The 13992-nt window shown below is 71.8% G+C and carries 12 protein-coding genes and 1 pseudogene; 4 read left to right on the top strand and 9 right to left on the bottom strand.

Translation table 11 applies throughout. The features are described 5' to 3' along the window. The first annotated feature begins 13 nt into the window (after positions 1-13). The gene (locus tag ADK52_RS17310; RefSeq protein ID WP_053690719.1) at positions 14-424 is read left to right on the top strand and encodes a TIGR03618 family F420-dependent PPOX class oxidoreductase; all 411 of its coding nucleotides are present in this window, start codon (positions 14-16) and stop codon (positions 422-424) included. Here ADK52_RS17310 and ADK52_RS17305 read toward each other — a convergent pair. The 7 genes from ADK52_RS17305 to ADK52_RS17275 form a co-directional block, all read right to left on the bottom strand. After that, positions 396-1415 carry a Gfo/Idh/MocA family protein gene (locus ADK52_RS17305; protein WP_053690718.1) on the bottom strand — a complete coding sequence of 340 codons (1020 nt, stop codon included), beginning with the start codon at positions 1413-1415 and terminating at the stop codon, positions 396-398. The two genes, ADK52_RS17310 and ADK52_RS17305, sit on opposite strands and share 29 nt — an antisense overlap. Continuing rightward, positions 1412-2428, bottom strand: a complete 1017-nt coding sequence (locus ADK52_RS41550) for a transketolase C-terminal domain-containing protein (protein ID WP_053690717.1) — start codon at positions 2426-2428, stop codon at positions 1412-1414. The genes ADK52_RS17305 and ADK52_RS41550 overlap by 4 nt, the downstream gene beginning before the upstream one ends. Further along, on the bottom strand, positions 2425-4086 hold the full coding sequence (locus ADK52_RS17295; RefSeq protein WP_053690716.1) for a thiamine pyrophosphate-binding protein: 1662 nt from the start codon (positions 4084-4086) through the stop codon (positions 2425-2427). Before ADK52_RS17295 ends, ADK52_RS41550 begins: the two co-directional genes overlap by 4 nt. Further along, positions 4083-4991 (bottom strand): 1-deoxy-D-xylulose-5-phosphate synthase N-terminal domain-containing protein, encoded by a 909-nt coding sequence (locus ADK52_RS17290; RefSeq protein WP_053690715.1) that lies wholly within the window; start codon positions 4989-4991, stop codon positions 4083-4085. Before ADK52_RS17290 ends, ADK52_RS17295 begins: the two co-directional genes overlap by 4 nt. Further along, positions 4984-6171, bottom strand: a complete 1188-nt coding sequence (locus ADK52_RS17285) for a threonine synthase (RefSeq protein ID WP_053690714.1) — start codon at positions 6169-6171, stop codon at positions 4984-4986. The genes ADK52_RS17290 and ADK52_RS17285 overlap by 8 nt, the downstream gene beginning before the upstream one ends. Then, the gene (locus ADK52_RS42985) at positions 6168-7778 is read right to left on the bottom strand and encodes a DUF6917 domain-containing protein (protein WP_199828517.1); all 1611 of its coding nucleotides are present in this window, start codon (positions 7776-7778) and stop codon (positions 6168-6170) included. The genes ADK52_RS17285 and ADK52_RS42985 overlap by 4 nt, the downstream gene beginning before the upstream one ends. Positions 7779-7843: 65 nt before the next feature. Beyond that, the gene (locus ADK52_RS17275) at positions 7844-8878 is read right to left on the bottom strand and encodes a mandelate racemase/muconate lactonizing enzyme family protein (RefSeq protein ID WP_078988395.1); all 1035 of its coding nucleotides are present in this window, start codon (positions 8876-8878) and stop codon (positions 7844-7846) included. 201 nt (positions 8879-9079) lie between these two features. On the opposite strand from ADK52_RS17275, the gene ADK52_RS17270 reads away from it, so the two are divergent. From ADK52_RS17270 to ADK52_RS17260, 3 genes are all read left to right on the top strand, one after another. Further along, entirely contained in the window at positions 9080-10720 is a 1641-nt protein-coding gene (locus ADK52_RS17270) for a carbamoyltransferase (RefSeq protein ID WP_053690712.1), read from the top strand. Between the two features lie 29 nt (positions 10721-10749). Continuing rightward, a complete protein-coding gene (locus tag ADK52_RS17265; RefSeq protein WP_147420110.1) occupies positions 10750-11655 on the top strand; it encodes a phosphotransferase enzyme family protein in 906 nt (301 codons plus the stop codon). Positions 11656-12035: 380 nt separating this feature from the next. Further along, positions 12036-13058 carry a phosphotransferase gene (locus ADK52_RS17260; protein WP_234343915.1) on the top strand — a complete coding sequence of 341 codons (1023 nt, stop codon included), beginning with the start codon at positions 12036-12038 and terminating at the stop codon, positions 13056-13058. Here the strand turns inward: ADK52_RS17260 and ADK52_RS41545 are convergent. Continuing rightward, complete coding sequence (locus ADK52_RS41545; RefSeq protein ID WP_053690710.1) at positions 13055-13372, bottom strand: glycosyltransferase; 318 nt, start codon at positions 13370-13372, stop codon at positions 13055-13057. The genes ADK52_RS17260 and ADK52_RS41545 overlap by 4 nt on opposite strands. 138 nt (positions 13373-13510) lie before the next feature. Beyond that, positions 13511-13648, bottom strand: a pseudogene (locus ADK52_RS41540) (MFS transporter); the annotation flags it as partial. Between the last annotated feature and the right edge of the window lie 344 nt (positions 13649-13992).

Here is a 13992-nt window from a genome sequence, read left to right as displayed (position 1 = left end):
GGAAGGCGAAGCGATGGGGAACCAGGCAATCCCGGAGTCGGCGCGCCGGTGGATCGACGACCGGGCCTTCGCGGTCCTGGGCATCGCGAGGCTCGACGGACCGCCGCACCTCTCGGTGGTGTGGTGCGCCACGGACGGGGACGACATCGTGGTCAGCACCCTGCGCGAGCGGCTCAAGTACCGTCTCCTGGAGCAGGATTCCCGCGCGACACTGCTGGTGTATCCGCGCGAGAACCCCAACTCGTACGTGTCCGTCGAGGGCACCGTCGCCTTCCAGGAGAAAGGTGCCGACGACCTCATCCAGAGGCTGTCGATGCGCTACAAGGGGCGCACCTACCCGGACGATCCGGACGCCCAGCGGGTGACGGTGCGACTGCGGCCGAGCCGCGTCTTCGTCAGGGACCGTCCTGCCACAGGTCGGTGAGGGGCAACTCCCGCCCGGTCCTGGCCGCCTCGATGGCGGTGACGGCCACGTAGGCGGCCGTGTGGGCCTCCTGGAGCGTGGCCGCGCGGGGCGGCTTGCCGTGGGTGCAGCACTCCGCGAAGTGCTCGTGCAGGGCGACGAACCCGGCGTCGTCGTCGGCGAGTACGTCGGCGTGCGGCGCCGGGACACCGGCGGCGGCCGTGGCCGTCTCGACGCGGAAGTGGCGGTTGTTGAAGCGGCCCCGTTCGAAGGCGGCGGAACCGGCGGAGCCGACGATGTCGAGGCTGCCGAAGGGGATGTGGGGATCGCTGATCCACGAGCCCTCGACCGTGCCCACGGCGCCGCCCGGGAAACGCATCAGCACCGTGGCGGCGTCGGCGACACCGCCACGGCCCGAGTGCGTCATCGCCGCGACGGAGCGCGGCCGTTCGCCCAGCATCCAGATGATCTGGTCGATCCCGTGCACCAGGGATTCCAGGATGATGCCGCCGCTGCGGGCGTCGTCCCACAGCCATGCGCCCTCCCGGTCCCGCAGGCTGTACATGCGGTGGTAGGCGTGGGCGACGGTGCCGAGCTCACCCGCGGCGACACGGAGCCGCAGCCGCTGCAGGGGCGGCACGAAACGGAAGTGGTACGGCACCATGACGGTGAGTCCCCGGGCGTCGGCCAAGTGTGCGAGCGGCCGGATGTGGTCCGGGGCGAGCCCCACCGGCTTCTCGATCACCAGGTGCTTGCCCGCACGCAGGGCCGCTTCGGCGATCTCCAGGTGCGTGTCGGGCGGCGTGCACACCACCACGGCGTCGATCTCCGGGTCCGTCAGGACGTCGTCGAGGCGGTCGGTGGCCGCCACGCCGCCGAAGTCGGCTGGGAGCCGAGTGGGTGTGCCGGGCTCGACGACGACCCGGGCCAGCTGCGACTGCTCGACCCGGCGCAGGACCCGGGCGTGCCGTCCCGCCGACCATCCGCTTCCGACGATCGCGCACTGGATCATTCGTCTCCTCCTGAGATCCGTAGGGGTTCCGGGGTTTCTCGTACTGCCGTGTCCTTCGTCTCGCAGATGGCCCGCACGGCGCGGGAGGCGAGTTGTTCGGCGGTCAGACCGGCCGCGAACAGCAGATCGGCGTAGTCGCCGGAGCCCGGCGAGGCGGTGAGGTCGCAGCGGACGACGCGGGAGCGAGGGCCGTCCGCCTCCGCCAGGACCTCGTCCAGAGCGGAGGCGAGCGCGCCCGGGCGGTACTGGTCCTCACAGGCGAGCACGAGGGGGAACCCGGCCAGGGCGGCGGAGAGTTCCCGGGGCGTGGGGGACAGGCGGCCGACCTCGAGGGCAGCTGCGGCGATGCCGTGGCGTTCGATCAGGATCCGGGCCGCCTGCTGTGCCTGCTCGCACAGGGCGCCGTGCGCACACAGCAGCACCTGCCCGACCTGAGGCGTCAGCCGCCGGACGGGGCTCCATGGGTGGGCGGGGTCCGGCGTCTGCCCGAGCGGTACGGGACGGCGCACCAGCCGGACCCAGCGCGGTCCGGGTCGGCCGGCGCAGTAGGCGGCGAGGGCCCGCGCGCTGTCCGCGTCGGAGGGGGCGACGACCTCGATGCCGGGCACGGCGCGCAGGAGGGCGGCGTCCTCGGTGGCGTGGTGCTGGGCGCCGTCGCGGCCCGCGCTGAGTCCGGTCATGCCCGCCAGGAAGGTGACGTCCGCCCCGTGCAGGGCGACGAGGGAGCGGATCGGTTCCAGGGCGCGCAACGACAGAAACGCGGCGAAGCCCGCCACGACGACCTTGAACCCGGCGCGCCACATGCCGAACGCGGCGGCGACGGCGGTCGCCTCGGCCACCCCGACGTCCACCACGAGGTGGGGGTGACGCCGGGCGAAGTCACCCAGCCGGAACGACAGGGTGGCATCACAGGTGATGATCACGAACGGGTCCGGTCCGCGCAGGAGTTCATCGCACAAGGCGTGGGTGAACGCCTCCAGCTGGCTTTCGTCGGTGGCCGACAGCGCGCTCACCTCCTGACCGCGTGTCGTTCGGCGTACATCTGGAAGTCCGGCGAGGCGGCGTCGGAGGAGAGCAGGACATTGAGGAGGGTGGGCCGGTCCGCCTCGATTCCGGTCTTCAGGGCCCGTTCGAAGGACGCTTCGTCCCGCACGGTGTGCGCCTGCCAGCCGAAGCCCCGTGCCACGGCCGTCCAGTCGGTGGGTGTGAAGGAGCCGAGCAGGTCCGCCTGCCCGAGTCCGACGGAGGCGACCCGGTTGAGCAACCCGAAGGCGTTGTCGTTGAGGAGGACGAAGACCAGGCGCGCGCCGGTGCGGACCGCGGTCTCCATCTCCTGGCAGGAGAGGGCGAATCCGCCGTCGCCGCCCACGCCCACGACGGTGCGTCCGGGGTGTACGAGCGCTGCCGCGATCGCGGCCGGCAGGGCGTAGCCGATGCTGCCGCTGCCGCGCGGTGCGATGACCGAGCGGCCCGCGCTGCGACAGCGGAAGTGCGCCCCCGCCCAGCTGCAGGCGCGCGAGGCGTCGGCGATCAGCGCGGTGTCGGTCGGACAGATCCGCTCCACGGCCTGGATCAGCCGGCCGGGGGTGGGGGTGGCGTCGCCCTGGGGCTCGTCGATCAGGGCGCCGGTGGATCCGGTCCAGGCAGGAGCGCCCTGCCAGCCGGACGCGCGCAGGGCGCCCGCCAGATCCTCCAGGGCCGTGGCGGCGTCGGCGTGCAGGACGTACCGGGGCGACAGGATCCGGCCGAGTTCCGCCTCGTCGATGTCGAGTTGGACGCAGACCGCGTCCGGACCGGGCAGCCGCCCGTAGCCGGTGGACTTGTCCCCGGCCTTGCTGCCGACCCACAGCACCAGGTCGGCGCGTTCGGCGACGGCGTTGGCCCCGGCCGACCCCTTCGCGCCGATGACGCCGAGGCTGTGCGGGTGGGTCTCGGAGATGACCCCCTTGCCGTTGAATGTCGTCGCCACCGGGACGCGGAAGGCCTCGGTGAGGGCCGCCAACTGCTCGTACGCACCGGACAGGTGGACACCGCCCCCGGCGACCAGCAGGGGGCGCCGGGCCCTGGTGAGCAGGTCGACGACCTGGGCCAGGGCCGCGGGACCGGGTCGGGTCCGGGAGGTGGTGGGGGGCACGGCCGGCCCGTCCGTCACCACAGGCTCTGCGGCGGCGGGGTCGGCCAGCACGTCGGAGGGCACGTCGAGGTGGACCGGGCCGGGGCGCCCCCGCATCGCCAGGCGCACCGCGCGGGCCGCCAGTTCGGGCAGCCGGGCGGCGTCCGGCACGGCGACGGTGGCCTTGACGCACGGCCGGAACATCTCCTGGTGGCGGCAGGCCGCCGTAGGCCACCGGTCCTCCTGGCCCAGGGGCACACCGCTGGTCAGCGCGACCAGCGGTATGGAGCTGTTGTACGCCTCGTGCAGGGCGGGCAGCAGCAGCGGCGAGCCGATCCCGCCGGGCGCGTCGGCGACGGCGACTCTCCCCGTGTACCGGGCACACGCGTCGGCCATGTACCCGGCGGCGGTCTCGCTGCGGGCCATGACGTGGCGTACGCCCGCCCGGCGGAACGCGTCGTACAACGGCAGCGTCGACTCACCGGGCAGGCCGAAGAACGACTCGGCTCCCGCGGCCCGCAGGGCATCCACCAGGACGTCGGCTACGGTGCGCTTCACAGGGTCCTCCCGGGAATCGTCCGTCCGGAACCGGAGCGGTCCCGTGGTGGTTCCTGGGCTTCCTCGGCCGCCCGCAGGGCCGAGGCGAGCGCGTGTTCCGTGCGGGCGAGCGTGTCGTCGTCGGGTAGCCAGCTCATCGGTACCGGTTTCTCCTCCAGGGTGGGGACGCCTTTGCCGCGGACGGTGGAGGCCCACAGCACGGCCGGGCCCGTGCCGCTGCCGAGCAGCCGTCCGGTCTCTGCGTCGAGACGTGTGAGGTCGTGTCCGTCGACCGCGGAGAAGGAGGGAGCGGTCGACTCCAGCATCCGCCGCGTGATCATCCCGGCGGGGGTCGCTCCGCCCGACTGGTATCCGTTGGCGTCCACGACGACGAGCAGGTTGCCCAGCCCGGCCCGCACGGCCCACTGGTAGCCCTCCAGGGCGATGCCGGACTGGAGTTCGCCGTCGCCGGTCACGACGACGACGCGTCCGCCGCCGCCCCGCAGGGCGAGCCCGTGCGCGAGGCCGGCCGCCGCGGCGACCCCGAGGCCCAGGGAGCCGGTGGTCATCCCGGCCTCGGGCAGGAAGCGCAGGCTGGGGTGGCCCTGGTAGGGGCTGCCCAGCTGTGCGTACGTCCCGTCCCCCTCCCACCCGGTGAGCGCGGCGTACAGGGCGGGGGCGGCGTGTCCCTTGGACAGGACGAGCCGGTCGTGGTCGGGGGTCTCCGCTCCGTCGCCGGCGAGCCGCAGGTGTTCGACCAGTACGGCGAGGAGGTCGGAGACCGACAGGCAGGAACCCAGGAAGCCCCAGCGGGCCCGGCGTACGGCGCGGACCGAGGTGAGCCTCAGGCTCAGGGCGCGGACCCGGATGCGGTGCCGGCGCTCCGCGTCGTGGAGGTTGCGGACGTCGTGCGGGGCATCAGTCATCGGCCTGCTCGTCCCGTTCGCCGCCGGTGAGATTGACCAGCACCGGCTCGTCGCGTCCGATCTCGCCGCGGTCGGCGAGCTGGGCGGCGCCCGCGAGGGCCGCGGCAGCGGCGAAGCACACCTCGATGCCCTCGTCCTCGGCGAGCCAACGGCGTGCCCGGATCATTTCGTCGTCGGAGACCGCCGCGAAGCGGCCGCCGGTGTCGTCCGTGATCGCCCTCATGTAGGGGTAGGTGTTGGTCGGGTCGCCGCGCAGGATCGCCTTCGCGAGCCCCCGTGGATGACGCAGGATGTGCTGCGGCTGGATGCGGTCGCTGCCGTCCCGGGCGGCGTGCCACATGGGCGCGCAGCTGTCCTGCTGGACGCAGACGAAGCGCGGCAGGGCGGGCAGCCGGCCCATCGCCAGGTACTCCCGGGCACCCTTGTGTGCTCCGTACACGCCCATTCCGCTGCTGACCGCCTGGAACACCACGGCCGGGGGCAGAGGCATCTCGTCGTACGCCTCCAGGTAGGCCAGTTTCAGGCCCTCCCGTCGGGCGGAGTTGAAGAAACCACCCTCGAAGAGGAGTCCGTGCTCGGCCGCGAAGGCCCGCCCCGCCGCGGCGGCGGCCACGAAGTCGTCGTCGATCACATGCAGCTCCACGCCCGGGTGATCGGTGTACTGGTGTCGGTCCAGGAAGTCCCGCCCGGCGAAGAGGTGGGCCTTCATACCGTCGATGTGGCGCAGGCCCCAGGCGAAGGAGGTGGAGCTGTTCCCGGTGGAACTGGCGACGAACTCGAAGACGCCCTGCTCCTGGAAGACCGCGAGCACGCACGCGGCCATCCGGTCCTTGGTGGTCCGGGTGGCGTTGCGGGTCTCGTCCTTCAGGTAGAGGTGATCCAGACCCAGCCGGGCGCCGAGGCCGCGGGCGTGGACGCACGGGGTGTTGCCGTCGCCGATGTGGAGCGCGGATTCGGGCCGCCGCAGCGGCAGGAGGTCGAAGTACCGCTCGGAAGGAGTCTCGGCGTCCTGTCGCACCCTCGCTGTGGCCAGGTCGTATTCGGGATCGAGGAGCCCGCCGCAGGCGCAGCGGGGTTCGGCGACGGCGTACGGGCGGGCCGTACCGCAGCGGACGCACACCGCCCGGACGTCCTTGCCGTCGCCGGGGTTCGGCGCGCCGGTGCGGCGCTGCCCGCTCACCGGCGCTCTCCCGTTCCGGCCGCGGCGGCGTCGACGGGCGACGTGACGCGCAGCCCGCCGCCCGCGGGCAGTCCGTGTTGCCGGCCGGTGCGGCGGTCCCCGGACAGGAGGACCACGTTCATGTGGTTGGGAAGGTGGGTGTCGTCGAAGCCGAGGACGTGCCCGAGGAGCGCTCCGTCCGCCGCGTGCACCGCGTCACCGACGGCGAGCAGCCCGCCGGTGAACTCGGCGAAGCCCAGGTACGACACCTCGTCGACGCGGTCGCCGCCCGCGGGGGGAGGCGCCGGCGTGGTCATGAGCTCGTGCACGCTGCCGGCGGGCACCGCGCGGGTCTGCCACCGCTCCAGCCGCATGCCGCGGTCGAACCGGCGGTGCTCCATGACGGCGACCCAGCGGCCGGTCATGGTGGCCCGCGGCCAGTTCGCGGCGTCGGGCAGGTCGGGAACGGCGTCGGTGAGCCGCCGCTGCCGCAGGGCGGCCGCCACGGTACGGGCGCAGGCGTCGTCGTACCCGTCGGCGGCGGTCCACGGGAGCGTCGCCGCCTCTTTGAGGAGGGGGGCGTGCTGGGGAATTCCGGGAGTGGCGCCGATGCCGTGCCAGGCCGGGTAGCGGGCGGCCGACACGGCGGCCGCCCGGTGCAGCGCCGCCTGCGGGTCGGTTCCCCGGAGCCCTACGAGGAGCGCGGGCGGCGCCTGTTCCAGGGTTCGGCACCCCAGGGCCTCGGCGAGCTCGTCGGGGGTGAACTCCGCCGCCGGGCCTGGGTGGTCCGTGTCCCGAGTGCCGCTGCCCCGGGCGGGGGGTTGGGTTGCGGCCAGTGCCGGGAGCGCGGACAGGTGAACGTGCCGGCGCAGCGCGGGGGAGGCTCGCAGTACGGAGAGTGGTACGTCGCACCCCGCGGGAAGGGGACGCAGGCGTAATCGGTCCGGGTCCCGCGGGTCGGCCGTGAGCTGGACGGACGACCAGGACAGCAGGGCGGCGCCGTGCAGGTGCAGCAGCGGGACGACGGCACCGGCCGTTCCCCCGCCGGTGTCGAGCAGGAGCGCGGCGCCCGAGGCGGACCCGACCGCCGCTCCCGCCAGGACCGGCCCGTCCTGGGCGGCGAGCGCGGTCAGCAGCGCCGCGACGAGGCGGGCGGGTTCCCGCAGACCGTGGGGGTCGCCGCACTGGCCGGCGTACAGCACGGTCCGGGCGACCGTGTCCGTGACGAAGCGGTCCTCGCGTCCCTGCATCCGCACCACCCGGAACCCGTCGGCGGCGCTCAGCGTCGCGGAGGTGCCGCAGCGGCCACCGTGGAGGGACAGCGGCTCGGTGTCTTCGCCGTCAGAGGCGGTGAGCCGGGCCAGTTCGGGCGGGTCGGCGAGCACGGCCAGGCACACCGCGTCGGGTACCGGTCCGGCCCCGGCACCCGCCGTGGTCACGTGGACCGACCGGAGGGCGGTGATGGCGTAGCCGACGACGGCCGGGTCGTCGCTCAGCAGTCTGACCCGGCGCGTACCGACGGCGAAGTCGGCGAAGTCGGCGGAGAAGGCGCCGGCCCGGCCGGCGCGGGCGCCCAGGCCTGCAGCGAGGCGGACGAGCGGCAGGTCGTGGTGCGTGGCAGCGATCACGGGACTTTCCCTCTTTTCGCTGGATGAGGTCGCTACGGCGGCGGAGGTGGTGGGTTGCGGGGGTGTCAGTCGAACCAGCTGTCGGGGACGGTGACGCCGAGTCCCGGTTCGCGGGGCAGGCTCAGGCGTCCGTCCCGTACCTCGAATCCGCCGTGCGGACCCTGTTCGGGATCGAGGATGACGAGGGAGAAGTAGTAGTCGCAGCCATCGGCGAGAAGAGGCAGCGTGAGCATCTGGTGCAGCGCCGCGGTCGTCCCCAGCCGGGACTCCTCGAAGGCCCCGGCATACCCGTACACCCCATGGAGTGCCGCCGCGGCCGCGATCTGCCCGACCGTGCCGTAGCCCCCGAGCTTGCCCGCCTTGAGGCTGATCAGGTCGTAGGAGCCGTCCGCCAGCAGAGCGCGCGCGTCGGCGGGAGTGCGGCATCCCTCGTCCGCGCAGAGGGGGACCGGGAAGGACCGGCGCAGCTGGCGCAGCGGCTGGTGGTGCTCGGGGGCGAAGGGCTGTTCGACGTAGTCGATCGGCACGTCCGCCACCGCTCCGAGGAGGCGGTGCACGGCCAAGGGGTCTCCGGCGCAGTTGAAGTCCAGCCGGATCGACACGTCGTCGTACCGGCCGGCCAGGGACGCGATCCGGGCGGCGTCGGTGCGCCAGTCCCTCACCCCTGTCTTCAGCTTGAAGATGCGGTAGCCCTCTTCATACCGGGCCTGGACGAGGTCGGCCTCCAGCGCGACGTCCTGGGCCGAAACGGAATAGGAAAGGCCGAGGTCGTGGCGCCGAAGTCCGCCGAGAAGGGTGTAGACGGGGACACCGAGACTGCGCGCGGCGAGGTCGTAAAGCGCCGTCTCGACCGCGCTTTTCGCTGCCGGATTTCCGACGATGGCCCTGTCCAAAACCGAACGGCAGCCGTTCAGATCAAGAACGTCCCGCCCTGCGAGGGAGGGGCCGATGAGATTTTCGGACACCTGGCATATTCCCTCCGGCGTTTCCGAGGAGAAGAGATTCCAGGTGGCTGCCTCGCCATAGCCGCAGACGCCATCGTCGCTGCGGACGCGAATGAATACGTTGGTCACGGAGTCGAGTAGGGCGCCGGCGCCCATTTGCTGTTTCTCACGTGTCGGCAGGATGCGCGTGGCCGCTGAAACATCCCGTATTCGCACGAATCACCCCAAGGGTATATGTCTTGTTTGTTGGCATTCATGGCCTTACGTCACGCACTCGCGATCATTTACAGTACGAGCAGCAGACGACCCCGTGTAAGGCGCACTTCGGGGGCGCACTAGAAGCACGAAGGGGAGCGCATGAAAATTCTGGGGATCAATGCCATTTTCCATGATCCGGCCGCTGCTCTGGTCGTTGACGGTGAGATCGTCACCGCCCAGGAAGAGGAGCGACTGACACGGAAGAAGGCGCGGAAGACGCCGGTTCCGTTCAACCGGTGGGAAATCCCGGAGTTGGCCGTGGCGAGCTGCCTGGCCGATTCCGGACTGCGCATGAGTGATCTCGACGCCGTGGTCTACTCGTACGAGCCCTCACTCGTGCCGGAACCGGACACGAGTGAACCCCGGGGTTTCTGGGAACAGGTGCACAAGACATACGCCCAGACGGCTCCGGAATTCCTGCACCGGATGTTCCCCGACCTCGATCCGGCCAAGGTCACCTTCGTTCCCCACCACTTCGCCCATGCCGCTTCTGCCTATCTGGCGGCGCCCTACGACAGCTGTGCAGTCCTCGTCCTCGACGGCCGGGGCGAGATCGCCACCCACCTCGCCGGCCGCGCCGACCACGGTTCCCTCACGGTCCTCGCCAGCCAGCAACTGCCGCATTCCCTCGGCCTCCTCTACGAGGACGTCACCGAGCACCTGGGCTTCCGCCGGTGCGCCGACGAGTACAAGGTCATGGCGCTCGCGGCCTACGGCCGACCCGCCTACCTGCGCCGGTTCCGCGAACGCGTACGCGCGCAGGCCGACGGCACGTTCGTGGTCGAGCCCCTCGGCCTGGACGAGCTGATGCCCCGCCGACGGCGCGGGGACGCGATGGAGTCCCACCACGCCGACCTGGCCGCCAGCGTCCAGCGCCGTCTCGAAGAGGTCGTGCTCGACCTGGCGCGCTGGCTGGCCCGGGCCACCGGCGAGCGGGACCTCGCGATGGCAGGCGGCGTCGCGTTCAACTGCGTGGCCAACTCGCGCGTCGCCCGCGAGGGGCCGTTCGAGCGTGTGTGGGTGCAGCCCGCCGCCGGCGACGCCGGCACCGCGCTCGGCGGTGCGCTGTACGTCGCCCAGGCCGCGGGCGACCCCGTCAAGCACATGACCACGGCCGCTCTGGGGCGCGGCTGGAGCGACGCCGAGACCGAAGCCTGGCTGCAGACCAACCGGATCTCCTACTCGCGCCCGCCGGACGTGGCGGCCGTCGCGGCACGCGCCCTCGCCGACAACAAGGTCGTCGGCTGGTTCCAGGGGCGGAGCGAGTTCGGCCCCCGGGCTCTGGGCCACCGCAGCATCCTGGCCCACCCCGGTCACCGCGGAAACCTGGAACGCCTCAACGACATCAAGGGCCGCGAACAGTTCCGCCCGGTCGCCCCCATGGTCCTGCTGGAACGCGCCACCGAGATATTCGAGGGACCGGTGCCCAGCCCGTACATGCTCTTCACCCATCAGGTCCGGCCTGGCTGGGCCGAGCGCATCCCCGCCGCCCTGCACGTCGACGGCAGCGCCCGCATCCAGACCATTGCCGACGACGACGAACCGCTGGTGGCCCGCATGCTCAAGGAGTTCGAGCGGGAGACGGGCGTCCCCGTCGTCATCAACACCAGCTTCAACGTGGCCGAGAGCCCCATCGCCGACCACCCCCGCGACGCGGTCGCGTGCTTCGCGACCACCCCCATGGACCTACTCGTCCTCGGTCCGTTCATCCTCCAGCGTCGAGACCTCGCGGCGGGCTGACGGTGCGGCCGGAGGCGTACACGGCCGAGGTGTTCCGCCGTGCACTGGACGAGGCCTGCGCGGTGGCAGGCCTCCCGTCGGCCGGGGCGCAGCTGATGCACCTCACCGTGAACGCCGTCTACCGGCTGCACGGTACTCCCGTCGTCGCCCGTATCGCCGGACCGCAGCTCGGCCTTGACGACGTCACCCGCGTGGTCGCCCTCGCCCACTGGCTGGAGCGCGAGGGCGTACCAGCCGTCCGGCTCGTTCGTCTCCCCGGCCCCCAGCCGGTGGCTACGGATGACAGGATGTTCGTCACGTTCTGGCACTACCTCCCCCAGCCGCACGACGACCCGCCGGGAGCGGGCGAACTGGCGGGCCCGCTGCGCCGCGTGCATGGCCTGCGCCCGCCCGCGTACCCGCTCCCGGACTGGGATCCCGTGGCCGTCGACCGGGCCCGGCTGCGCCGGGCTCCGCAGGACGTGCCGGCGGCGGAACTCGCCTACCTGCACCACCTCGCCGACCGACTGGGGGAGGAACTACCGCAGGTGCGCTTCACACTCCCACGCTCGGTGATCCACGGCGACGCCCACATCGGCAACCTGCTGCGCGACGCGCGAGGGCGCCCGGTCCTGTGCGACCTGGACTTCATGTGCGTGGGGCCGCCCGAATGGGATCTGGTGGCCGAACTCATGGGATGCCTGCGCTACGGCCGTTCCCTGACGGACTACCAGCACCTCGTGGACGCCTACGGCTTCGATCCCCGCTCCTGGGACGGGCTCCCGGCTCTCGCCCGGGTCCACGCCCTCAACGTCCTCACGGTCGTGCTCCCCCTCCTCGGGCCGAACCCGCGGATGCGCGCCGAGTGGCGACGCCGCATCACCGCCTTACGGGAAGGAGACACGACAGCACCATGGATTTCCTACCGGACCCTGCGTCGGCCGGAACCCGGCTGACAGCCTCGGCTGCACTGGTCACGAGGGTGGCGGCGGCAGGGCTGTTCACGTGAGAGGGGACGGGGGCGGGGCCTAGCCTTCGGCGTCTATTGCGACGAAGGTCAGCTGGGTGGTCGCCACCTCTGATGCGGGCCCCTGAGGGGTTCCAGCGCTCGGCTCGAACGATGTGGGCGAGCGTCCGGGACTCGCCCCCGCTCTTGGGAACGCACCTCACGGCGGTGGTCTGGCCGCCCACGTCGACATGTGCCTGGCAAAGCCTGAGCATCCGGCCGAGTGCAGATGTTGAGCGCGGGTCTAGGCACCGGTGCGGATGCGGCCGGTTCCCGACTGCGGGTGACGAATTGCGATGCGCGGTTCGGCGTCGGCGTACCGTGCTGGAGGTGACGGAAACGACTCGAGAAGATGATTTGGTGGCGGCCTTGCCGACCCTGTCCCACGTGTTCGGCCTTGGCGAGGTGCACGGCCGGGTGTTCCTTGCCCACGGTCTGATGAATCGGAACTGGCGGCTGGAGACGAGTGCCGGGCTGTACGCGCTGAAGGAGATCACCGACGTGCCCCTGGCCAAGGTTCGCAGGAACCTTGCGGTGCTGGTGGACCTGGCTCGTGAGGGCATTCCCGTTCCGGCGCCGTTGCCCACCGAGGGAGGGGAGCTCGTGGCGGAGGTCGGAGGTCACGGCTACTGCGTCCTGCCCTGGGTGGACGGCGAGCACGTGCAGGGGACCGACCTCACGCTCGACGAGGCCCGCGATCTCGGGGCTCTCCTGGCCCGCCTGCACGAGGGCTTGCATCGGCATGGCCCAGGCCCCGTCCCGGAGCAGGCGCCGACCGCGAAGGTCCGCGACGCGGCCGAGGCCGATCGGGCAGCCGTCACTCTCCTGAGCCGTCTTCCGGCCGACCCGGTGACCGACTTCGACAAGGCCGCCACCGAGGCCCTGCACGATCGGCGAGGTCTCCTCTCGCGGCATGCTGGTGCACGGCCGGACGGCGAAATCCCGGCCGGCCCGTATGGGTGGACGCACGGCGACTTCCAGTACCGAAACCTCCTGCGCCAGGACGGTCGGGTGGTGGCCGTCCTGGACTGGGACCGGCTTGGTGTCCGGACGTACGGGGAGGAGGTCGCGCGGACCGCGCAGGTGCAGTTCGGGGTCGGTGGCGTCTTCGACTTCGAACGCATCGCCGCGTTCTGCGCCGGCTACCGGTCCGTGCTCGATCTGGCGGAGGGGGACCTCGCCGACGCCGTGAAGCGGCTGCGGTGGAAGCGGCTCACCGACTTCTGGCAGCTGGAGTTCTACCTCGACCGCCAGGACCCCACCTTCGGCGAGATGTTCCTGACGGACGAGGCACTGCTGAACTGGTGGACGAGCCGCGCTGATGAGGTCCAAGCGGCTTATGCGGCGCGCTAACCGGTAGCTGCCGCCGGGATCAGCCCGACGGCAGCCAGCTCGGGCAGGCACGGACGTACCAGCGGAACCGCGCGCGTGCGTGCCTTCGCTCCGAGGCAGAACCGGTCAGCGGATTCGATCGCCTTCACCCACGCGTCCACGTCGTCCGGGTGAAGAATTACCCCGCCGTCCCCGACAGCCTCGGGAATGCCGCCCCGGGACGAGCCGATCGTGGCGACGCCGTGGAGTCCGGCCTCCACGATCACCTGCGGAAAGGCATCCTCGACCTGCGAGGGGACCAGCAGCAGATCGTTCCCGGCGTACAACGAGCCCATGGCATAGGTGCGCGGAACCCAGTGGACGTTGGGGTAACCGGTGAACTCCCGGGCAGTGTCCCACCAGCCCTCTACCAGCGTGAGCCGCTGTCCTGAACCCGGGCCATCAACTCGTGAAGGAGAGCCGATCCCCGAGGCAGCCAGAGCAGCGGCGAAGTGGGCTGGGGCGTCCAGAAAACCGGAGAGGCGGCCGTAGTAGGTGGTGTCCCAGCGGTCGGTTACGGCGGTGGCCTGGAGGAGGGTGAGGTTGCCGCGGACGCGATGTGCCGCAGCGCTAGGAGGGCTGGAGCGGGCAGGCCACGATGCCCCCTTCTCGCGGTGTTCGAGAGGGGGCATCCGGGAGTGTTAGAAGAGGGAGGGCAGGATGCCGCGGGGCCAGTGTCCGAGCCAGAACGCGGCCGCCGAGGGCTGGTCTTGAGCCTCGGTGGAGCCGTCGTGCAGGAGGTATTCGGTCGGGGCTACGTAGCCCTCGCCGGGGGCGAGGCGTATGCGGATGACGCGGAGGGGGCAGCCGCTGGCGACCTAGGAGTTGTCGTCAAAGTGTCACGCCCACATCAGGAGCGATGCGAGGGTGACGGCTGCTTGGTAGGCCTGGGCGGTCTTGTCGTACCTGGTGGCGA

This window comes from Streptomyces sp. WM6372 (assembly GCF_001279655.1).
In the GTDB taxonomy this organism is placed as follows: Bacteria; Actinomycetota; Actinomycetes; order Streptomycetales; family Streptomycetaceae; genus Streptomyces.
This window is presented reverse-complemented; position numbering and strand designations above follow the sequence as displayed.